Source organism: Streptosporangium sp. NPDC006013 (genome assembly GCF_040614275.1).
Lineage (GTDB): Bacteria > Actinomycetota > Actinomycetes > Streptosporangiales > Streptosporangiaceae > Streptosporangium.
In genome coordinates this window covers 18,187-38,885 of record NZ_JBEXUE010000014.1, presented here as the reverse complement: position 1 = coordinate 38,885, position 20,699 = coordinate 18,187, and the positions used below count along the sequence as shown (strand labels likewise).

Sequence of the window (20,699 nt, the reverse complement as noted above, 5' to 3'; positions counted from 1 at the left end):
GCCAGACTCATCCCCGGCGATCTCCCCACCGCTCTGGTGGACCTTTCTCGCAACCACAAGGTGACGTGATGCTCGATTCTGATTTCAGCCGCCGCTTGGTCATGGCGGTCGATGCGGAGGGATACGGCCGCGGCGATGACCTACGGCACGACTCGATCCAGTCGGGCCTGGCCCAGGTCATGGACCGTGGCGCACGAGAGGCCGGCCTGCGCCGCGAGACCTGGGCCCGCCAGGAAGCCGGCGACGGTGAGGTCATTGTCCTTCCCGAAAGGGAGGGCGAGCTTCGGGTCATCGACGACCTGGTTCGCCGCGTGCGCAAGGCGCTCCACGACCACAACCGCGAACGCCGAGACGACGCCCGCCTGCGGATACGCATCGCAATCGGCCACGGCGTCGTGAAACGCGGCGCGATGGGCTTTGTCGGCCAGGTCGTGGTGACCACCAGCCGGCTGCTCGACGCGAAGGCCGCCCGTACCGCCCTGAAGGTGAACCCGCGCGCCGACCTGGTGCTGATCCTCACCGATCGGCTCTATGAGGACGTCGTCCGACAGCTCCACACCTCCTACCAACCGGAGTCGTTCACTCGGTTGGAAGTAGCGACCAAGGAACGCACCGAAATCGCCTGGATGTGGATTCCTTCCGAAGACCTGGATCAGAAAGGAACTCTCGACATGGACAACCTGCCCGAGGTCGCAGACACCCTGTGGGCCCTAATCGCTGGGGGCGCCATCGAACGTCTCGGCGCTTACGGCACCGAGACCGGCCTGGGTGGAGCCCGCAGACTGCTCGCGAAGATCAAGAAATTCCGGTCCGAGCAGGGCCAACCGGCCGCCCCGGAGTCGCGCGACGACTTGCTGGAGTCCCTGGAGAAGCTGGTGCGAGTCGACCCCACTGCGAAGCAGTTCGCGCAGCAGTTCAATGCCGAGCAGATGACCATAAACCTGATCACCGCTCCCATTTCCGGTGAGGAGATCAACTTTGGCATCCGAAACTGATTCGCCGCCCGATGGCGTCCTGATCGGCGAGGCAGCCACCCCGGTGGATCTGACTGATCAGGCCGAGGCGACGGACGAAAGTTTCGCGCAGGTCTCCCAGGTCCAGACCGTCATCAACCACATTCACGGCAACGTGGGGGACGCCTCTTTCGGCATCTCGGGTTCCCGCCCCAGGTCCCGCCGCACCGCAGGACCCGTATCCGCTGACGAAATGGCGGAGGCCCGCACCTGCTACGTGCGCCATGCCACCTACGAGGCCGCCGCCGAACAGCTGGGCAGATGCAACATGGTGGCCTTGATCGGCAATGCCGGCACCGGCCGCCGGACGGCGGCGCTCAATCTGCTTCATGACTTCGTCGAGGGACGGCGCGAGGTGGTGGAACTCAGCCCGGCCTACACGCTGGAGAAGCTGGCCGCCCGCGAATACCGGAAGGCTCACGGCTACTTGCTGTGCGACTGGCCCAAGGACGACATCGACGGAAGCATCGCTGACTTTCACGTACGGGAGATCAGGCGCCGCGTGCGCGATGCCGGGGCCTACCTGGTGATCACGACGACGGCAACCTCGCTGCCCGAAAGAGACCAGATTCTCTGGCTACCGCCGCCGGCCCGCGACGTCCTGCTGGCTCACCAGGTGGCGCCCGAGGTCGCTGACAAGGCGGCCGCACAGATCACCACCGACCATGCCATGGCCGACGTGGTGACACTGGCGCGTGACCTGGCCTCGGGGATTCCGCTGGACAATGCACTCGGCAGGCTGGAGTCCGCCGGGCGGCGCGATGTGGTCACCTGGTTCGATGGCTCGCGTACTCGAGGGGAGCTCTTCGAGATGGCCGCCATGGCCTTCACCCCCGGCCTTCCAGAAGCCGGCTTCGAGTCGCTGCTCGCCCGACTGGAGTCGATCGCCGGTATCGGCGCCGAGGGTGCGGTCGCCGTTTCTGCGGATGATCCGATGCCGAGCCGCCGCCTGCTTCGGGTGGCAGAAGGCTCGCTTTTCAGCCTGTCGCCGGGGCGCAGGCTGGAGTTCAAGGTCCCGAGTCATCGAACGCATGTGATGCGAGAGCTGTACCAGCGACACGGCATGCGGTTGTGGGAGCCGGTCACCGAATGGCTCCATGAGTGCGCGGCTCTACGCGACCCGAGTGCACAGGCGGAGATCGCCAGGGGCGTGGCGGTTCTTGCCTCTGTCTCGGACTACTCGTACGTCGAAAGCACTTTTCTCACCCCATGGGCCCGTGGAAGAGGCGTCATGCGCAGCCAGGCCACCGCTGCGATGGCCATCTCATGGTTGTGCCTGGACGAGACGACCCGTCCGGAGGTGCTGCGTACCGTCAGCTTGTGGACGAGGGCGTCCGCCGCCAGACCCAAATTCACCGCCACCCTCGCCTGGTCCGGTGAACTGGGCATCCGGTTCCCGCTGGAGGCGGTCCGGATGCTTTGGATACAGATCAGAGGCAGTGAGAAGCCTGTCCGGCATGCAGAGATCGCGCTCGCCCGTCTGTTCGCAGCGCTGACCGAGGCCACCGGTAACGCCCTGCCGATGCTCGACTGGCTGGCGCGTCAGATCGGCAACGACAGGCGGATCGGCCGTGCGGTCGATCCGCTGATTCGGGCGATCTTGAGTGTCCTGTCGGCTCGCGCAGATGGCGTCGGGCCTCCCACAGTCACCGCTCATTTGCGCAGTTGCCCTGGTTCCGCTGTCCCCCTCGCCGAACTTTGGTCTGCGGTTCTCGTCAAACGCCCTCACCGCAAGGATGCGCTGGCCGCCCTGTACGACGCCGTCTGCGCCTTCGATGAGCGCGACGGCGATGACCGCGACCATGTTCATGCCCTGTTCGCAGCGCTCGTGGAGACGCTCCCCGCGAAGGAACGGCCGCTACTCGCCCACGACCTGCGGCGTTATGCCATCTCCCGCGACACCGACGAGAACCGGCTGGAGATTCTCCTGTCGCTGCTCCGGGTCTTCCTGAGCCCGGCTGTTCTGTCCCTCGACACCATCGGAAAGCGTCCATGAGCTACCCCATGATCAGCCAGATCTCCCTTGATCCTGTCGCCAAGCAAGGGTTCCTGAGCAAACCCCGGCGCCCGATCTCCAGCCTCCCCCGACAGCTTCCGCACCAGCGGCTCGTCTTCGAGTACGACGGCACGTTCGTGCTGGGCGACCGGCTGCTGCGCGGCGACGAACCGCACGTGCTGCACGCCACCAGCGTCAGCGTCGTGGACGTGGCCGGGGATCACCCCACCACGATCCAGGTGCCGATCAACTCCTCCGGCGCCCATGACTTCACCGTCGCGGTCCAGTTCCGCTGCACGGTCGACGAACCGATCGAGGTGGTGCGCGCCGGTCTGACCGACGTCACCGAGCACCTGGTCACCTACATCCAGGCCTACCACAAGCTCTTCGAACTCGGCCGCGGCTACGGGCTGCACGAGGTCCACGAGTTGTGGACGCTCGTGCACGCCCAGGTGAAGGCGTACACGACCGTGGTGCCCTGTGTGCTGCCCGGCATGACGGCCGAGTTCTCCGGCCTCAACGTGTACGCCCCCGACGAGATCGCCCAGGGGCGGCGACGCTACGAGACCAGCCTGCACAACATCCAGGGCGAACATGGCCTCCGCGACGTCAAACGCAGGCTCGATCGTGACTTCGAACTCGATGAACAGGATTTTCTGCACACCAAGGGGCACGGTGCGAACGACTTCACCCGGCAGGAGGCGGCCCTCGACCGGGATCAGCAGATCACCGAGGCCACGAAGATCAGGGACCTCCTCAACAGCGGTCCCGGCGCCGCCGACGGCCTGTACGTCACCGTTCGCGGTCTCAGCGACCAGCAGGTCGCCGAACGTTACGCCGCCCTGGGCGACCGGGAATACAGCGCTATCCAGCGCGGAATCCAGATGGAGCACGACCTGCAGGTCGTTCAGGCCCGCGCCCGGGCCGATGTCGTTCGGGCGGCGATCGCCCAGGGCTTGTTCAACGAAACGACCGGCAAGGAACTGCTCGCCACCTTCGACGAAGTCGAGCCGGAAGCGGAGGCGAAGCACCTCGAAGGACCCACTTACGAGGCCCGTGCCGAGGTGACGGCAGGCGACACCGACGACGACTTCTTCATGGAGGAGGACGTCCGTGGTTGACATCCTCCACGGTTCCAAGGCGGCCGAGCAGCACAGACGGCACCCTCGGCGTCGGGAGAAGCCCAATCTTGGGACGTTCCTCCGCCGGTTCACCGGAGTCGACGAGAAAATCCTCGCGAGTGTTCCTCAGGAACGCTCCCGCTACACCAGTCTCGGCGGAATCGTGGTCAGCACCGCGCTCATAGCGGGCACCTCCCTGCTGGGCGCGCTGACACTGCTCTCGCAGGCGTCCCCGCTGTATCTGTTGCCGGTGGCGGTGCTGTGGGGCCTGATCATCGCCAACATCGACCGATTTCTGATCACCAGCCTTACCGGTGACAGCGCCGGCTGGTCCCGCTGGGGCAACCTGCTGATCCGGCTCGCCCTCGCCGTCGTCATCGGCGTCTTCATCGCCGAGCCGCTGACTCTCAAGATCTTTCAGGAGCGGCTCGACCGGCAGATCATGGTAGAACGCGGCCAGGTGATCAGCCTGACGGAGAGCCGGTACAAGCAGTGCAACCCCCTCAAGGGGCCGGCTCCCGAGGGCGTCGACTGCGCCGATTTCATCCTCGACGGCGGCGATCAGGCAACCGCCGTCGAAGACAACATGACGGAGAGGCAGAGCGTCCTCAAGGCCGCGGAAGATCGGCTGGCAGCGGACATGAAGGAGAAGGAGAAGCTGAAGGGACGCAGCGACCGGGAATGCTACGGCATCAAGGTCCTGGGCCAGACCACGGGCGTGTTCGGCGACGGACCCGAGTGCAAGGTCAGAAAGAACGAGTTCGACACCTTCGTCGCCAACCATGACATCCCCTGGCAGCAGACGGAGGTGGCGAGACTCAGGGCGGAGCTCGGCTCTCTCGCGGCCGATCGCGCCAGTGCGGAAACGAAACGCGCGGCGGTATTCAGCAAGAAGATCGCCGAGCGCGTCGAGGAGAAGAAACGGGCCTACACCGACATCGGGCTGCTTGACCGATGGGAGGCCTTGGGCACGGTCGCGGGCCAGAGCGGCATGGTCAACTTCGCTCACTGGTTGTTGCGCATCATCTTCGTGCTGCTCGACTGCATGCCGATCATCTCAAAGATGCTGAACGGCAAGACCGAGTATGACCGCCTTCTCACTCAGGAGCTGCGCGCGGGCTCAGCCTGCCACGAAGCCGAACTGAACTTCACCACCCGGCAGAGGACCGGCGAGTACGAGATCAGACTGCGCGAGGAAGAGCGCCGGCTGAAAGCCGAACGCGGCCGGATCGACCGAGATCAGCGCGTGGACGAGGCTTCCAGGGACGACGAAATCGATCGCCTCGCCCGTACTTTCATGAGCTCGATGCCTACGCACCGATAAGGACCGGAGACTCTATCCCCTCGCCCGCGCGGAGGTCACCGCGACATACCCGGCACTGGCGGAGGACGCCGTGTGGCACCCCGGGGTACGCCAGGCGATCGCCGTCTGGACGGTGGACGTGACGGTACGCCTGCTCCCACGCACAGCGGACGACAAACCACTGCACCCGACCCGGCGCCCCACCCCGACGATGCGCCAACTTCTGATTCGGCAGCGAACCTGTGGGCCGCGTATCGCCGCCGGATGCCCCGCCTTGTCGAGTGCCACCCCGAAGTCATAGCCGCGCTGACAGGGCTACGCGCGTCCGGATGGCGGGTGGGGATCGTCCCCAACGGGACGGCGGACAACCAGCAAGGAGGCCACGCCAGTTCAAACGGCATGTGAGGACTCCGCCGAGCTCATCGGGGTGCTCGTTGTCGTGATCCTGTACGTGGCTCGCTCGTCGATCTCGTACCCCATCGGCTTCCAGCGCCTCGGAGTCAGACGCACACCTCCGCGGTGTGGGCGTGCCCGCGGCTGCCGCCCACTTCCACCTTGAGCGCGGTCCTGGCCTTGCGCACGCTGCGGTCGCTTTTCTTGATCGATCTCACCGGCCAGGGCAGCGTGATCTTCACCTCGTCGGTGGTCCTGGACGGGTCGGAGACCGCGAGCCGTACCCGCTTGCCGTCGCGGCGGAACAGCAGCGTGCAGGGGCTGTCGGCGGCGAGCGGTCCATCCGCGGTCTCGACGGTCCCCGCGCGCCAGAAGACGGCGGCGAGCACGCCGTCGCGCGCGATGGCCTGCACCGCTCCGGAGTTTGCGATGATCTCGATCCGCCCGTCGTAAGCCGCCGTCTGCGCGATGGAGGCGTCGGGCAGTACGGCGTAGGCGTAGCGCGCCTTGCGGGGATCGATGCCGTGGTCGATGAGGATCGTCGTGTAGTGCCTGGTGACAGGGGATGTGTCGCCTCCGGTGGTGGCGCCCCTGTCGATGTCCCGCCAGCGGCCGGTGCGCTTCTTGCGGATCACCTTCGCGTCGGCGCCGTCGAGCAGCGCGTAGCCGGCCACACCGGGCAGGTGGATCCAGCCGTCGCCCCGGGTCAGCGCTGGATGCCGGTCGTGGGTGTTGCGGTTCTCCACGATGGTCTCGATACGGCGGCCGTCGGAGGCGGTGATGCCGGCGCCGAGGGCGATCACCGCGTCATCGAGCAGGAACCACGCCTTCTTGGCCCGTAGCGAGGAGCCACCGGCGATCAGCTTCATGGCGGCCACGCCGTACTCGCCGTCGAGTGCCACGCCGCCCGCCCACGGGGTGGGTGGCAGGCGACGGTGGTCGTGCGGGAGATCGGCGCGTCTACGGGTGTCGACCGTCGTGCCCGGCAGCCGGTACGGGTTGATCGTGGGCCACAGGTCGTCGTTCCAGTGGGTGAGGTCGCCGGTGTAGAGGTAGGTCATGCCGTCGCCGGTGTACCAGCCGTGCAGATTCTCCCGGTTCATGGCCTCGGCCGCGCCGATGCGCTCCGAGCTCATCGCGATCGCGTACGCCCAGGTGGGACGGCGGTGCACGACCCGGTCCATGTCGGCGAAGACGTACGTGCCCGTCGTGCGCGGGCCGACCGGCACTGACGGGTCCTCCAGCAGGGCCGTGGCTCTCGCGATGCTCGCCGGCGGTGCGAGCGTGCCGTAGGGGATGGCCTGGTTGCGGGTGAGCCAGCCTTTGACCAGCGGTCGCCAACGCTGGGCATGGCGCTTGGGTGCCGTCTCCAGCAGGGTGAGGATGGCCTCGACCGTCTTCTGTCCCGAGTGGTGGTCACGGTGGCCCTGCACCGAGATCTGCCGACCGCGTACGCAGTCCATCATCAGCCCGTCGAAGACGAACGGCACGAACGAGCGATCCACGATGTCGTAGACGTTGCCGATTCCGGTGATCTCCCACGGTGACCTGGAGAGCATGGCGATCAGCTTGGCCACGCTCTCCAGGTAGTCCACGCCGTAGCTGCCGGTGTAGGGGTACACGTCGTGCTGGATGAACGATCCGTCACGGTAGAAGCCGTCGCCTGGGCCCCTTGTCGGCCGCAGCAGGTCGGAGACCGCGTCCCTGGCCCGCTTGACGAGGCGTGCGTCGTGGGTGAGCAGTCCGCGCATCGCCACCGCCATGGCCTTGCCCGCGCGGTTGGCGCCGGTCTCGACGACACCGGGGTGGCTGACGCGGCGCTCCGGGTCGGGGCACCAGCGGCGCAAGGGGCGCAACCAGCGTTCGAGGCGCTCTGCGGGCAGGCCGTCGTACAGCAGGGCGCAGGTGTCGGTCAGCGCGCGGGGGACGCCGATCTCCCACCAGAACCAGTTGCTGCCCCGCCGGTCGAGCCCCTCGTGGTACGCGTGCTCGTACAGGAAGTCCAGCGCCCTGACAGCGGTCTCGGCGACCTGGCTGTCCCGGTGCATGGCGGTGCCCGGCGTGGCCCAGGCCAGCGCCAGTGTGCGCATGCGGTTGTAGGCGCGGTTGAAGTTGCCCGTCCTGGGGTCCGACAGCGGCAGGTCGGGCCACAGGCTCGGGCGATCGGGAGCGGGCTTCAGCTTGCGCAGCACCGCATTGGCCGAGCTCTCGACCGCCTGCGTCCTGTCGGTATAAGCGGAGTTGTACGACCCGCCGGCCAGCAGACTCACCCACCGCTCACGCGCGGCGTCGAACGCGGCGGTGCCGGCCGCCTCGGCCGGTCTGTCCCACAGGGCGAGACCGGCCACTGTCGCGGCGCTCAGCAGGGCGGACCGCCGACTGAGGGGGTGGGTCATGAAGGCCCTTTCGGCAATAGGGCAAATATCAGATGAAAAGATCATAAGTCGGCATGTGGATGGATCATCCGACTCCTCTGACGGTGAGTGGGCGTACGAACGTCGCAGGGAACGCGCGGTACCCGGCTCAGGCGGTGACAGGCCGGACCGATCAGCCGACGGCGTCTCACCCGCTGGAGTATCCGCAAACCGCCGGCCTGCCTGGCCGACAACACGGCCTCAGGGAGGGGGTGGGAGTCAGTCGTCGACGCATTTGGCGTAGCCACCCAGGAGGACCTGACGAAAGTCAGGTGAGGTCCGGCCGATCGTACGCTGTGTGGCCCTCCCGCCGACTCCTAGCGTTCCTCCCATGCGAACGAAGACCTCGGAGTGCCCCCGATGACGGTACGAAAAGTCGCGGCGATCATCGGTGTGCTGCTCGCTATGGGAGTGACGACGGCGGAAGCGGCGGAGACCGGTGGGCTGAGCGCGACCGCGATCGACCAGCACATGCGCGACTATATCGAGCGGACCCGGCTGCCCGGTGCCCTGGTCGCGGTCACCAAGGGCGACCAGGTCGTGTACGCCGCGGGTTACGGCCGCACGGCCGGCCGCGGCTCGACGGGCTCCAAGCGGCGGCCGAGCCGCGCCGGATCCTCCCCGAGATCTCCGCGCCTGCGGGCCCGCCGTACCACCGTCGACCGCCGACGGCCGGTCCGTGCGGCTCCTCGATCCGGGTCACGAGGTGTGCTCCCGTATTCGTATGGTGCTGGGTCTTACCGGTGGTCGCGCAGGCGTGCGCGCAGCAGGTTGGGGTCGGTGGTCGTGGTGTAGGCGACGCTGAGCACGTACACGTCATTGCCGCGCAGCGCGACGGAGCTGGGGTTCTGAAGTCCGTCGCCGGCGTCCAGAACGGTGGTGCTGGTGCCGTCGGGCTGGATGCGCGCGACCGTGTTGGGGCCGTTGAGGGCGGCGAGGATCTCGTCGCCGCGGCCGGTGAAGACGAAATCGTCGATACCGACCATGCCCGACGCCTTGACCTGCGGCGTTCCCGCACGGTTTCCGGAGCGGATGGGAATGCGCAGGGTTGCGCGACCACATGGCCGACAGCGCGGAGTCCACTCTGCTCGCCCTGGCGGAGTGGATCGCCGGCCACCGTACCCGCTGATCACTCGGACCTGTCTCCGGTACGCCGAAAGCGCCGGTCGAGCGTTGCTCCGCCGCCGTCACCAGCTTCGGGAACTATCGGGAGAACCGCGTCGCGGTCTCCCCCGTGAGCCGGCCCGGCGGCAGGCGTCGCCCGCAGAGGACGAGCAGCAGGTCCTGAGCCAGGCCCCGGAGCGGTGTTCCCTCACCGTGGCTCCAGTCGAGGTCGGTCGCCCGCAGCGTGACCCCCGCGAGGTCGGTTCCGAAGAACGCGATGTTCTTCGGCCGCATCCCGGCCAGCACCATGGCCACCCGTTCGGGCGGAACCTGACGGTCGAGTCCCAGACCCACCGTGATGTCGAGTCCATGGATGACGTCGTGCGCGAGCGCCCCGCGGACGCCGCCGCCGGGAGGTGTCCACGGATGTGCGACGTTGTCCCGCAGCGAGGCGAGCAGCCTCTCGGGCGGCAACCCGGCGGCGTCGCGGCGCGCGCACCGGTCGGCCATGCGATTGACGTCCCCACGCGCCTTCACCAGTTCCAGCAGCGTCCTTCCGAGTGAGGTACGGAAGGGCATCGTCGTGTGGGCGACGACCTCGCGGACCCTCCAGCCGTCACACAACGTGGGCGCATCCCACTGTTCGGGTCGCAGGGCGGCGAGCAGGTCCGCCTGTTCGCCGCGTTCCGTCACCAGTGCGTCCCGAAGGTGATCTTCGGTCATCAGAGCCTCCATACGTTCACGGTGTGATCCCGGTATGAGTACGAGCGCGGAGCCGGAAAGTCATCGGTCTCCCCAGCGTGATGTGTCGGTGACGGCACATATGGTCAGGGGATGGCGGAGACACTGACCGGTGCAGGTTCCCGGCTGGAGCCGTTCCGGGCCGAACTGACCGGTTACTGCTACCGGTTGCTCGGCTCCGGTTTCGAGGCCGAGGACGCGGTGCAGGAAACGCTGCTGCGTGCCTGGCGGGCGTTCGACCGCTACGACGAGCGACGGGCGTCGCTGCGTACCTGGCTCTACGGCATCGCCACCAACATCTGTCTCGACATGCTGCGCAGCACGCAACGCCGGGCCTTGGCCATGGATCTCAGCCGGGCCGCGGACGGCGGACCGAGCATCGGTGAGCCGGTCTCGGAGCGGATCTGGATCCAGCCGGTTCCAGACGCTCTCGTACTGCCGATGGACGGCGACCCGGAAGAGCTGGCCGTGCGGCGGGAGACGATCCGGCTGGCGTTCGTCGCCGCGCTGCAGCACCTGCCGCCCCGGCAGCGGGTGGTGCTGATCCTGCGCGACGTGTTGCGGTGGAAGGCCGGGGAGGTCGCGAACCTCCTGGAGACCAGCGTCGCGTCGGTGACCAGCGCGTTGCAGCGGGCCAGGTCGACGCTCAAGACGGTCGACGTCATGCCCGGTGAGCCGTTCCGGCCGTCCGACCCGGGCCAGCGCGAACTGCTCGCCCGCTATTGCAGCGCGTTCGAGCGTCACGACATCACCGCGCTCGTCGCCCTGCTGCACGAGGACGCGACAATGTCGATGCCTCCCTTCACCTGGTGGCTTCGCGGCCGCGACCGGATCGAGCAGGCGCTGCTGGACCCGAACGCGTCCTGCGCGGGCGCGCGCCTCGTCCCGGCCGCGGCGAACGGCTCGCCGGCGTTCTGGCAGACCAGACCCGGCCCCGACGGCGTTCACGTGCCCTTCGGGCTGGTCCTCCTGGACGTGTCCGAGGGACTGATCAGCGGCATCACCACATACCTGGACGCCGACCGGCTGATCCCGCTTTTCGGCGCTCCGGCCGAGTCCTCCCGCACACCGATGAGTTTCGTGACGCCACGGCGTATCACCATGGACGGCTAGTCACAGCAGACCGGAGAAGCGGACATGACGACTGTCCAGCCCATCATCATCACATCCGACCTGGATCGACTGCGAACCTTCTACGAGCGCCTGCTCGGCGCGGTGGAGGTGAGCCGCTTCCCCGACGACGGGCCCACCTTCTTCGTGAGCCTGAAGCTGGGCGACTCGGAACTCGGACTGGTCAACGAGGCGGCGACCGACCTGTCCGCCCCGCAGCGGATCCTGCTGCGCGTGCAGGTCGACGACGTCGACGGTCTGCTGGACCGGGTCGCGCCGGCCGGCGGACGGGCGCTCGGCCCGTCGACCGACATGCCCTGGGGAGAACGCGTGGCCCACATCCACGACCCGGACGGAAACATGGTCAACCTGACCCAGTACCTCCAAGAAAGCGCCGGATAACTCAGGCGAGGGCGCGCGCTGGATCCTTAGCCGACCCCACTCTGACCAGGGGCGGAACAACGGAGCAGCGGAGGGCGGCCCCGGAGCCGATGCCGCCGAGTCGGTGTTCTCTTTTTCAGGTCAGGGTGGTCGTGCGGAGCCATTGCCGGGCGTCTGTCTGACCGATCTCATTTCGCTGGGCATGCCGGCTTCGGCATTCGTCTCATGTCTGACTGAAGCGCGTCCGCACTCAGGTGCGCGCCCCGAAGATGACGATGCCGCTCATGTCACTCCGATCTGGCCGCGTATGGGAACCGCTGCGCGGCATCACCCCGAAAGTGCTCACCCAGACCCTGCGGGCGATGGAACGCGGCGGCCTGGTCATCCGCGCCGCGTACGACGAGAACCCACCCCGGGTCAAGTATGAGCTGACCGCTCCTGGGCGACGGCGGCGCGGGGCGGCAGCTCGCCGGAGCCTCGGATGATCAGCCGGGTGGGAACGACCACGGACTGGGCTTTGGAGCGGTCGCCGTCCAGCCGGGACAGCAGCAGTTCGCCCGCGGCCCGGCCGATGGCGGCGGGGTTCTGCGCGATCACGGTCAGGGCGGGTTCCAGTACCTCGGCGAGCGGCAGGTCGTCGAAACCGACCAGGGCCACGTCGCGGCGGCGCAGCCGGGCCAGGCCGAGGACGACTCCGGTCGCCGCGAAGTTGTTGGCCGCGAAGACGGCCGTGGCCGGGTTCCGGACCGCGAGCACGCGGGCCACGGCCGCCGCGGCGGCCTCGTGGCTGTGTCCGGTCTCCACCAGGGACCTGTCGTACGGAATGGCCGCCTCGGCCAGCGCGTCGCGGTATCCCTGGAACCTCTCCCGCCTGGTGTAGAGGGCGGGCACGTCGCCGATGAAGGCGATCCGGCGATGCCCATGCGCGATCAGGTGCGCGACCCCGGAGCGCGCGCCCTCGCGGTTGGAACTGACCACGGAGTCGGCGGTGAGCCCGTTCGCGGGGCGGTCCAGAAAGGCCAATGGCAGGCCCGCCGCCCGCTCCGCGCGCATCGAGCGGTGGTCGCCGCCGGCCGAGGGCACGATCAGCAGCGCGGTCACCCGCCGGGCCAGGAAGGTGGAGATGAGGGAACGTTCCCGCTCGGGGGTCTCCTCGGAGGATCCGACGATCAGGGTGAGGCCGCGGGGCCGTACGACGCTCTCGACCCCGCCCGCGACGGTGCCGAAGAAGGGGTTGCCCATGTCGGGGATGACCAGTCCGACGGTGGAGTCGCGTGCGCCGACCCGCATGTTACGGGCCATCAGGTTGGGCTGGAAGCCGAGTCTGGCCATGGCCTCCAGGACGCGTGCGCGGGTCTCCTCCGACACCGGCCCCTCGCCGTTGACGACCCGGGAGACGGTCTTGGCGGTCACGCCGACCTCCCGGGCCACGTCACTCATGGTTGCCCGGCGCGCTCTGGACATGGGTCACCGCTCTGCTTGTAGCAATCGTCGTGTCGAGGACAGCGTAGGAGCACTCCCACACAGGTGCATGATCACCATGAGAAGCCCGCGTCACCCTGCGGCGCGCCCCTCACGGAGGCGCACCGAGCCGGACACATGATCTTCTGAAGGGGCGGCGTCACCGGGCTCCACCCGCGGTACGCCCTCCCTGGAGGCGCTCCGGCTCGGGCGCGTCGTCACCGGGAAGGTCTGCGTCCCCCGAGGCGTCCCCCAAAGCGTCCTCCAAGGCGCCACCTGGGGCTCCGTCGGACTCCACCCGCAGGGCGCCCGTCATGATGGCGACGACCTCGGCCATGTCGTGGTCGCCCGGCCTGAGCTGCGCGACCCGGCGGCCGAGCCGCTGTACATGGATGCGGTCGGCGATCTCGAAGACGTGCGGCATGTTGTGGCTGATCAGGATCACCGGAAGGCCCCGGTCACGGACCCGGCGGATCATGTCGAGGACCTGCCCCGACTCCTTGACACCGAGCGCCGCGGTGGGTTCGTCCATCACCACGACGTGCCGGGCCCAGGCGACCGCCCTGGCCACGGCCACGCCCTGGCGCTGCCCGCCGGACAGCGACTCCACCGGCTGGGTCAGCGAGCGTAGGCCGATCTTGAGGTCGGCCATGTACCGGGCCGACTCCTCCCGCATGCGCCTGTGGTCGAGCATCCGGAAGACCGAGCCCAGCAGGCCGGGACGGCGGACCTCGCGGCCGAGGAACATGTTGCTGGCGATGTCGAGCGAGGCGGCGACGGCCAGGTCCTGGTAGACGGTCTCGATGCCGTGGCGGCGCGCGTCGAGTGGATCCCGGAACCGCACCGGTTTCCCGCCGAGCAGGATCTCGCCCTCGTCCGGCTGGATCGCGCCGGTGAGCGCCTTGATCAGGCTTGTCTTGCCCGCGCCGTTGTCGCCGATGACGGCGAGCACCTCGCCGGGCATCAGCTCGAAGTCGGCCCCGTCCAGCGCGGTCACCTGGCCGTACCGCTTGATCAGACCGCGGGCCTGCAGCACCGGGACGTCGGTCATCGGATCCTCCTGCGGGAGATCTGGTCCACGGTGACCGCCAGGATGACCAGCACACCGGTGATCAGGGTCTGGTAGATCGAGGGTACGCCCATCAGCTGCAGGCCGTTGCGGAAGACGCCGACGATCAGTGCACCGAGCAGGGTGCCGATGACCAGACCCCGGCCGCCGAACAGGCTGGTGCCGCCGAGCACCACGGCGGTGATGCTGTCCAGGTTGTCGGTCTGCCCGGCCTGCGGGTCACCGACACCGGTCCGGGAGACCAGCAGCAGCGCCGCGATGCCGTACACGAGACCGGCCACGGTGTAGACGCCGACGGTCAGGCGGCCGGTGCGGATCCCGGTGAGCCGGGCGACCTCGGGGCTGTTGCCCAGCGCGTAGACGTGCCGCCCCCAGGCGGTCTGGCTCAGCAGGTACGCGAAGAGCAGGAACAGCAGGATGGTCAGCAGCGATCCGTACGTCACCCTGGTCTCGCCGACCGCGAAGGTGTCGCCCAGCGCGGTGAGCGGCGCGGGCAGGTTCACCACGGTCTGGTCGGCCGAGTAGATGTGGGTCAGCGCGAAGACCACGTTGAGCATGCCCAGCGTGACGATGAACGGCGGCAGCGGGATCGCGGTCACCAGCAGCCCGTTGACGGCGCCGAACGCCGCGCAGACGAGCAGGCCGATCGCGATCGCGACCAGCGGCGGCACGGCCCCGTCCACGGCGAGCTTGGCCATGACGATGCCGCCGAACGCCATGATCGCGCCGTTGGACAGATCGATGCCGGCGGTGAGGATGATCAGCGTCTGCCCGATGGCCAGCGTGCCGACGACCATCACCTGCTGGATGATCAGCGAGAAGTTGCCGCCGCTGAGAAACTGCTCGGTGTTGAGGGAGAAGAAGGCGCAGGCGAGCAGCAGCGCCGCCAAGGGGCCGGCCGAGGGGGTGGTCAGTACCCGGCGCAGCCGCGACGGGGTGGGCGCCGCCCCTGTGCTCGAAGCCGTCGTCGTGGTGGTCATGTCGACCTAGCCCCAGCAGTTCTGCAGGCCGAACGCGGTGTCCTTGGCGTCGACGCCGTCCGCGGGCTTGTCGGTGATCAGGGTGACCCCGGTGTCGGTGTACCCGGAGACCTTGGTACCGCTCTTGCCGAACGCGACGACGGCCTTGACACCCTGGTCGGCCATCTTCAGCGGGTACTGCTGCGAGGTCGCGGCGATCTCGCCGGACTGCACCGCCCTGGTGCCGGTGCAGCCGCCGTCCACCGAGACGACGAGCACCTCCTTCTCCCGGCCCTTCGCCTTGAGCGCGGTGTACGCGCCCAGCGCGGCGGGCTCGTTGATGGTGTAGACGACGTTGATGTCGGGGGCCTTCTGCAGGCAGTTCTCCATCGCGGTCTGGCCCTTGGCCTGGTCGCCACCGGTGTCCTGGGAACAGACGATGGACGGGTCGCCCTCGGCGATGCCGAAGCCCTTGAGGAAGCCGTCGTGGCGGAGCTGCCCCACCGCCACACCGGGGGCCAGGTCCAGCGTCGCGATCTTGGCGGGCTTGCCGGCCATCGCGGCCTTGGCGTACTGGCCGATGAGCTCTCCGGCCTTGAGGTTGTCGGTGGCGAACAGCGCGTCGGTGGCGTCCTGCGGCTCGGTCGGGCTGTCCAGCGCGATGACCATGACGCCCGCCGAGCGGGCCTTCTGGATGGCGGGCACGATCGCCTTCGAATCGCTCGGCGTGATCAGGATGCCCTTCACCCCGGCGGCGACCATGTTCTCGATCGCGGTGATCTGGCCCGCGTTGTCGCCGTCGAACTTGCCCGCGGCGGTCATCAGCTCGGCGCCCTCGGCCTTGGCGGCGGACTCGGCGCCCTCCTTCATCTTGACGAAGAAGGGGTTGGTCTCGGTCTTGGTGATGAGCCCCACCTTCACCGGCGCGGAACCTCCCGCGCCGCCGGTGGTCGCGGCGTCGTCTCCGCCGCATCCGGTCAGGCCGATCGTGGTGGCGATGGTGCAGGCGGCGAGCGCACCGAGGGTACGGATGCTACGAGACATGAGCACTCCCTGGTTCCATGGCGGGGGGTGATGTCAACGTTGATATATGTCAACGTTGACATCCGCTGGGATGCGATGATGAACTCCGCAGAACGAAACGTCAATGCCTTTGACCTGTAACGAGTTGGCAACGTCGCCACGTATCCCACACCTTCCGGCAGAAAGGCCAGGCCATGCCCGTTACCCAGGTCGCCGTGCTCGGCGAGTGCGTCGCGGACGCCTTTGTCGTCGAGACCTCGGATCCGGGCGAACTGGCCCTCCGCGTGCTGCCCGGTGGAGGACCGGCGAACACGGCGACGGCGCTCGCCCGGCTCGGCACGCCCGCCCGGTTCCTCGGCCGGATCTCCGACGACGCCTTCGGCGCCCTGTTCCGCCGTCACCTGGCGGCCTCGGGGGTCGATCTGACCGGCTCCGTGCCCGCCCCCGAACCCAGCACGCTCGCCGTCGCCACCGTCGACGGCGAGGGCAAGGCGGCCTACTTCTTCCACTCGGAGGGCACCGCCGACTGGCGGTGGAGCCCGGCCGAGCTGACCGTCGAGCGGCTCGGCGGGGCGGTCTGCCTGCACACCGGCTCCCTCGCGCTGGTCCGCGCCCCCGGCGCCGAGCACATCGAGGCGCTGCTGGCGACCGCCGCCCGTCACGCCACCGTGTCGATCGACCCCAACGTACGTACGGCGCTGGTGGACCCCGCCGTCTACCGTGCCCGGATGCCGCGCTGGTGCGCGCTGGCCGACCTGGTGAAGCTGAGCGACGACGACCTCGCGCACATTCACCCCGGCGAGAGCATCGACCGGGCGTGCGACACCTGGCACGCCGCGGGCGTACGCCTGGTCGTGGTGACCCGCGGCCCCGACGGCGCGGTCGTCTCGGTGGACGGCGAGCGGGCGGAGGTGCCCGCGCCCGCCACGCACGTGGTGGACACCGTCGGGGCCGGCGACTCCTTCACCGCCGGGCTGCTGCACCGCCTGCACGCCACCGGATCGCTCGGCGGGCGACTCGACGCCCTCGATCTCGCCCAGGCCGTGTCGGCCGCGACCTTCGCCGCCCGGGTCGCCGCGCTCACCTGCTCGGTCGCCGGCGCCAATCCCCCCTGGGCCGGGGATCTCACCGAGGAGAACCCACCGGCCCAGGGACCTGCGGCTCTGGCATCCGGTTGACGGCGAAAGGGCTGGATCGCCACATCCGCTAGGGCACCGGCGTCACCGGTGCCGGGCCGCGGTCCGGGGATCGCCGGGCGGCGCCCCGGTCCTTCAGGGAGCGATCTCGCCGGATCCGCGTGCGACGTACCGGGTCGGCAGCACGACGTGGCGCGCCGGCCCGTCGTAGCCGTCCAGCCGGGAGAGGAGCAGTTCCGAGGCACGGCGACCCAGCGCCTTCGGGTCCTGGGCGATCACCGACAGCGGCGGGCTCAGCAGGTTCGCCAGCTCGAAGTCGTCGAAGCCGACGTGCGCGACGGCATGATGCAGCCCGAGCTCCTGCAACGCGCACCGCGCACCGATGGTGAGCAGGTTCTGGCTGGTCACCAGGGCGGTGGGCAGCGGGTCGCCGGTGAGGATCTCACGGGCCGCCCGCTCTCCGGCCGCTTCACCGTGCAGGTCGCGGCGCACCCAGTCCTCCCTCAGCGGGCAGGCCAGCGCGGCCATCGTCGCGACGAACCCCGCCCAGCGCCGCTGGGCGGTCCACAACGAGGTCTGATCTCCGAGAAAGGCGATCTCGCGATGCCCGAGCGCGTGCAGCCGCCGGACCGCGTCGCCGACACCCTCGGCATTGTCCACCGTGACGGTGTCGACGCCGTCCAGCTCGGCGCCCCGGTCCACGCACACGATCGGCATGCCCTGCCGCCGCACCGCCTGCAGTTCGTCGTTGACCTGGCCGGTCGACACCACGATGAGCCCGTCCACCCGTCTGGCGTGGAAGGTCTCGACCAGGCTCCGTTCCCGCTCGGGATCCTCGTCACTGCTGCCCGCCAGCAGCAGCAGCCCGAGCTCGCTGGTGGCGTCCTCGACGGCCCGGTGCAGCAGGGAGGAGAACGGGTTGGCCACGTCTTCGAGGATCAGCCCGATGGTGCGCGTCCGGCGGTCCGACCGCCGCAGGCTGCTCGCGGTCGGATCATGCCGGTACCCGAGCCGTTTCGCGGCCTCCGTCACCTGAGCGGCCAGCACGGGGTCGACCGGAGTGCCGTTGATGACCCGGGAAACGGTGGCCAGCCCGACGCCGGCCAGCGCGGCGACGTCCTTCATCGTCGGCGACCGCCCCGTTGCACGCCCGCGTTGTGCGGCCACTTGTCGTCTCCCTCGCTGCCGGGCGGCCGTGCGCCACCCGGTCATCTTCCGCTGCCCCGCGGGCACTGTCCAGTGCACCGTGATTTTCCGGAGTACTCCCTCTGGACTTTTCCCGGGCGTCGATCAATACTTGCCAGCGAATCGAGGAAACGTTTCCTTAACCTGCGCGCAACAGTGCCGCGGCGGCCCCGCGCTCAGCGGTTTCCACCTGTCCGCTGTCCCCTTTCTCTCAGGCGGCAACGCCATGTTGCCGACCTGCCGGTTCTCCCCCAGCCTTCACCCCCGAAGGGAAGATCCATGCGTCGAGCGTCGCCTTCGCGGCTCGTCCTCACCCTCCTCGCCACGCTGGCCCTCCTGATCCCCGGCGTCTCCGGCATCTCCGCCGCCTCCGCCGGCGACCCGGCCGACTATCCCGAGTACCCGTACCCGACCACCAGCGAGGGTGCCTACGACGAGCCCTACCGGGGCCAGTTCCACTTCAGCCCACGCACCGGCTGGATGAACGACCCCAACGCCCCGCTGTACTACAAGGGCACCTACCACCTGTTCTTCCAGCACAACCCGCACGGGCTCGGCTGGGACACCATGCACTGGGGACACGCGACCAGCCCCGACCTCGTGCACTGGACCCAGCAGCCCATCGCGCTGGAACCGGGCGTGCACCCCGGTGACCTGTGGTCCGGAGCCGGCGTGGTGGACAAGGACAACACCTCCGGGCTGAAGACCGGCAAGAAGGACGACCCGATCGTGGTGTTCACCGGCACGAACGGGGTCACCGTCAACTACAGCACCGACGGGGCGAAGACCTTCAAGTCCTATGACAACGGGCGCAAGGTGGTGACCCCCCGCGGGGAGAGCCGTGACCCCAAGGTCTTCTGGCACGAGGCGACCCGCAGGTGGGTGATGGTGGTCTGGTCCAACGAGGGCGGCAACGGCGTCGACATCCACACCTCCCGCAACCTGCTCGACTGGACGTTCGCCAGCCGCTTCGCCGCCGACTGGCTGTTCGAGTGCCCGGACATGTACCCGCTACCGCTGGACGGCGGCCGCACGGTCAAGTGGGTACTCAACGACGCGAGCATGGAGTACGTGGTGGGTGACTTCGACGGCACCAGGTTCACCACCGACTGGACCGCACCGCAGCGGATGGACCAGGGCAGGAGCGATCCGGGCGGCACCGTCTACGCCCCGCTGACCTTCAACAACATGCCGAAGAACCGGATCGTCCAGGTCACCTGGCAGCCCGGCAACCGGGGCTCCTCGTGGACCGGCAATGCCGGCTTCCCCGCCGAGCTGGGTCTCCGTACCTTCCCCGAAGGCGTGCGCGTCGTCCGCAACCCGGTCCGTGAGATCTCCAAGATCCGCGCGAAGAGCCGCTCCTGGGCCCAGCGAACGATCACCGAGAGCCCCGCCTCCAACCCGCTCGCCGGGATCTCCGACGACACCTACGAGATCATCGCCGAGTTCGACGCGGCCGGTGCCACCGCGTCCGAGTTCGGCCTGCTGCTGCACACCCGCGCCGACGGGAGCCACGACCGCAAGGTCGCCTACAACCGGGCCGACCAGACGCTGTACGGCTCACCCCTCGCGCCCGAGAAGGGACGCGTCACGATGCGCGTCCTCGTCGACCGCGGCCAGCTTGAGGTCTTCGGCAACGACGGCAGGCTGTCCCACAGCGACAACGTCAACTTCACGGCCGGGCCCGACAGTCAGGGCATCTCGGTCTACGCCACCGGCGGCACGGTGAAGCTGGTCTCGCTGAAGTACCACGACCTCAAGCGCATCTGGCCGCCGTCCACTCCGGGCACCAACCCCGGCAGCAATCTCGCGGGGCCGTGGCGCCCGGTCGGCGGCACCTGGACCAGCCTGGCCGACGGTAAGACGGGCACCACCCCCGGTGGCAACGCCTTCTACCTGAGCGGCCAGACCGGCTCGGACTTCACCTACGAGGGAGATCTCCGTCCCGACGCGCCCGGCGCCGCCGCGGCGCTCACCTTCAGGGCCAGCGCCGACCTGGCCATGCACTACACCGTCAACGTCGACACCGCCGGCTTCGTACGACTGTGGCGGCCGGGCGCCGTCCTCCGCGACCACCGCACCACCATCACGCCCGGCACCTCGTATCACCTCAAGGTGGTCACTCTCGGGTCGCGAATCCAGGTGTACTTCGAGAACGGCGCGGAACCGGTGATCGACGTGACGGACACCGCCGCCGCCGAGGGCTACTTCGGCATCAACGTGTGGAACAGCACCGGCACGATCCGCAACGCCACCGTCAGCTGACGCCTCCGTACATCCCCGATCGTTC

General features: G+C 68.7%; 18 protein-coding genes. 10 read left to right on the top strand and 8 right to left on the bottom strand.

What is annotated here, in order from left to right; genetic code table 11:
• The first annotated feature begins 68 nt into the window (after nucleotides 1–68).
• From ABZ260_RS04240 to ABZ260_RS04225, 4 genes are read left to right on the top strand one after another with little or no spacing between them, the layout of a single operon-like run.
• Nucleotides 69–995 (top strand): hypothetical protein, encoded by a 927-nt coding sequence (locus ABZ260_RS04240; RefSeq protein WP_355612800.1) that lies wholly within the window; start codon nucleotides 69–71, stop codon nucleotides 993–995.
• Nucleotides 979–3,009, top strand: coding sequence for a hypothetical protein (locus ABZ260_RS04235; protein ID WP_355612797.1), 2,031 nt, complete (start codon nucleotides 979–981; stop codon nucleotides 3,007–3,009). The genes ABZ260_RS04240 and ABZ260_RS04235 overlap by 17 nt, the downstream gene beginning before the upstream one ends.
• Nucleotides 3,006–4,130 carry a hypothetical protein gene (locus tag ABZ260_RS04230; protein WP_355612794.1) on the top strand — a complete coding sequence of 375 codons (1,125 nt, stop codon included), beginning with the start codon at nucleotides 3,006–3,008 and terminating at the stop codon, nucleotides 4,128–4,130. Before ABZ260_RS04235 ends, ABZ260_RS04230 begins: the two co-directional genes overlap by 4 nt.
• Complete coding sequence (locus ABZ260_RS04225) at nucleotides 4,123–5,454, top strand: DUF4407 domain-containing protein (protein WP_355612791.1); 1,332 nt, start codon at nucleotides 4,123–4,125, stop codon at nucleotides 5,452–5,454. Before ABZ260_RS04230 ends, ABZ260_RS04225 begins: the two co-directional genes overlap by 8 nt.
• A gap of 479 nt (nucleotides 5,455–5,933) precedes the next feature.
• Here ABZ260_RS04225 and ABZ260_RS04220 read toward each other — a convergent pair whose 3' ends face one another.
• The gene (locus ABZ260_RS04220; protein WP_355612788.1) at nucleotides 5,934–8,222 is read right to left on the bottom strand and encodes a polysaccharide lyase 8 family protein; all 2,289 of its coding nucleotides are present in this window, start codon (nucleotides 8,220–8,222) and stop codon (nucleotides 5,934–5,936) included.
• 378 nt (nucleotides 8,223–8,600) lie between these two features.
• Here ABZ260_RS04220 and ABZ260_RS04215 point away from each other — a divergent pair, with 378 nt between their 5' ends.
• Nucleotides 8,601–9,035 (top strand): hypothetical protein, encoded by a 435-nt coding sequence (locus ABZ260_RS04215; protein WP_355612785.1) that lies wholly within the window; start codon nucleotides 8,601–8,603, stop codon nucleotides 9,033–9,035.
• Here the strand turns inward: ABZ260_RS04215 and ABZ260_RS04210 are convergent.
• Both ABZ260_RS04210 and ABZ260_RS04205 read right to left on the bottom strand, forming a co-directional pair.
• Nucleotides 8,978–9,226, bottom strand: a complete 249-nt coding sequence (locus tag ABZ260_RS04210) for a hypothetical protein (protein ID WP_355612782.1) — start codon at nucleotides 9,224–9,226, stop codon at nucleotides 8,978–8,980. The two genes, ABZ260_RS04215 and ABZ260_RS04210, sit on opposite strands and share 58 nt — an antisense overlap.
• A 217-nt stretch (nucleotides 9,227–9,443) precedes the next feature.
• The gene (locus ABZ260_RS04205; RefSeq protein WP_355612780.1) at nucleotides 9,444–10,067 is read right to left on the bottom strand and encodes a maleylpyruvate isomerase family mycothiol-dependent enzyme; all 624 of its coding nucleotides are present in this window, start codon (nucleotides 10,065–10,067) and stop codon (nucleotides 9,444–9,446) included.
• 111 nt (nucleotides 10,068–10,178) lie between these two features.
• Between ABZ260_RS04205 and ABZ260_RS04200 the strand changes: the two genes are divergently transcribed.
• From ABZ260_RS04200 to ABZ260_RS04190, 3 genes are all read left to right on the top strand, one after another.
• Complete coding sequence (locus ABZ260_RS04200) at nucleotides 10,179–11,198, top strand: sigma-70 family RNA polymerase sigma factor (protein ID WP_355612777.1); 1,020 nt, start codon at nucleotides 10,179–10,181, stop codon at nucleotides 11,196–11,198.
• 24 nt (nucleotides 11,199–11,222) lie between these two features.
• A complete protein-coding gene (locus tag ABZ260_RS04195; protein WP_355612774.1) occupies nucleotides 11,223–11,597 on the top strand; it encodes a VOC family protein in 375 nt (124 codons plus the stop codon).
• Between the two features lie 248 nt (nucleotides 11,598–11,845).
• Nucleotides 11,846–12,061, top strand: coding sequence for a winged helix-turn-helix transcriptional regulator (locus tag ABZ260_RS04190; RefSeq protein WP_355612771.1), 216 nt, complete (start codon nucleotides 11,846–11,848; stop codon nucleotides 12,059–12,061).
• Here the strand turns inward: ABZ260_RS04190 and ABZ260_RS04185 are convergent.
• From ABZ260_RS04185 to ABZ260_RS04170, 4 genes are all read right to left on the bottom strand, one after another.
• The gene (locus ABZ260_RS04185) at nucleotides 11,994–13,016 is read right to left on the bottom strand and encodes a LacI family DNA-binding transcriptional regulator (protein ID WP_355612768.1); all 1,023 of its coding nucleotides are present in this window, start codon (nucleotides 13,014–13,016) and stop codon (nucleotides 11,994–11,996) included. The genes ABZ260_RS04190 and ABZ260_RS04185 overlap by 68 nt on opposite strands.
• A 181-nt stretch (nucleotides 13,017–13,197) precedes the next feature.
• Nucleotides 13,198–14,088 carry an ATP-binding cassette domain-containing protein gene (locus ABZ260_RS04180; RefSeq protein WP_355612765.1) on the bottom strand — a complete coding sequence of 297 codons (891 nt, stop codon included), beginning with the start codon at nucleotides 14,086–14,088 and terminating at the stop codon, nucleotides 13,198–13,200.
• Entirely contained in the window at nucleotides 14,085–15,086 is a 1,002-nt protein-coding gene (locus ABZ260_RS04175; protein WP_355612762.1) for an ABC transporter permease, read from the bottom strand. The genes ABZ260_RS04180 and ABZ260_RS04175 overlap by 4 nt, the downstream gene beginning before the upstream one ends.
• Nucleotides 15,087–15,092: 6 nt before the next feature.
• A complete protein-coding gene (locus ABZ260_RS04170; protein WP_355612759.1) occupies nucleotides 15,093–16,109 on the bottom strand; it encodes a sugar ABC transporter substrate-binding protein in 1,017 nt (338 codons plus the stop codon).
• Between the two features lie 173 nt (nucleotides 16,110–16,282).
• On the opposite strand from ABZ260_RS04170, the gene ABZ260_RS04165 reads away from it, so the two are divergent.
• A complete protein-coding gene (locus ABZ260_RS04165; RefSeq protein ID WP_355612757.1) occupies nucleotides 16,283–17,266 on the top strand; it encodes a carbohydrate kinase in 984 nt (327 codons plus the stop codon).
• 93 nt (nucleotides 17,267–17,359) lie between these two features.
• Here ABZ260_RS04165 and ABZ260_RS04160 read toward each other — a convergent pair whose 3' ends face one another.
• A complete protein-coding gene (locus ABZ260_RS04160; protein ID WP_355612754.1) occupies nucleotides 17,360–18,349 on the bottom strand; it encodes a LacI family DNA-binding transcriptional regulator in 990 nt (329 codons plus the stop codon).
• A 339-nt stretch (nucleotides 18,350–18,688) separates the two neighbouring features.
• On the opposite strand from ABZ260_RS04160, the gene ABZ260_RS04155 reads away from it, so the two are divergent.
• Entirely contained in the window at nucleotides 18,689–20,674 is a 1,986-nt protein-coding gene (locus ABZ260_RS04155) for a glycoside hydrolase family 32 protein (RefSeq protein ID WP_355612751.1), read from the top strand.
• The last annotated feature ends 25 nt before the right edge of the window (nucleotides 20,675–20,699 follow it).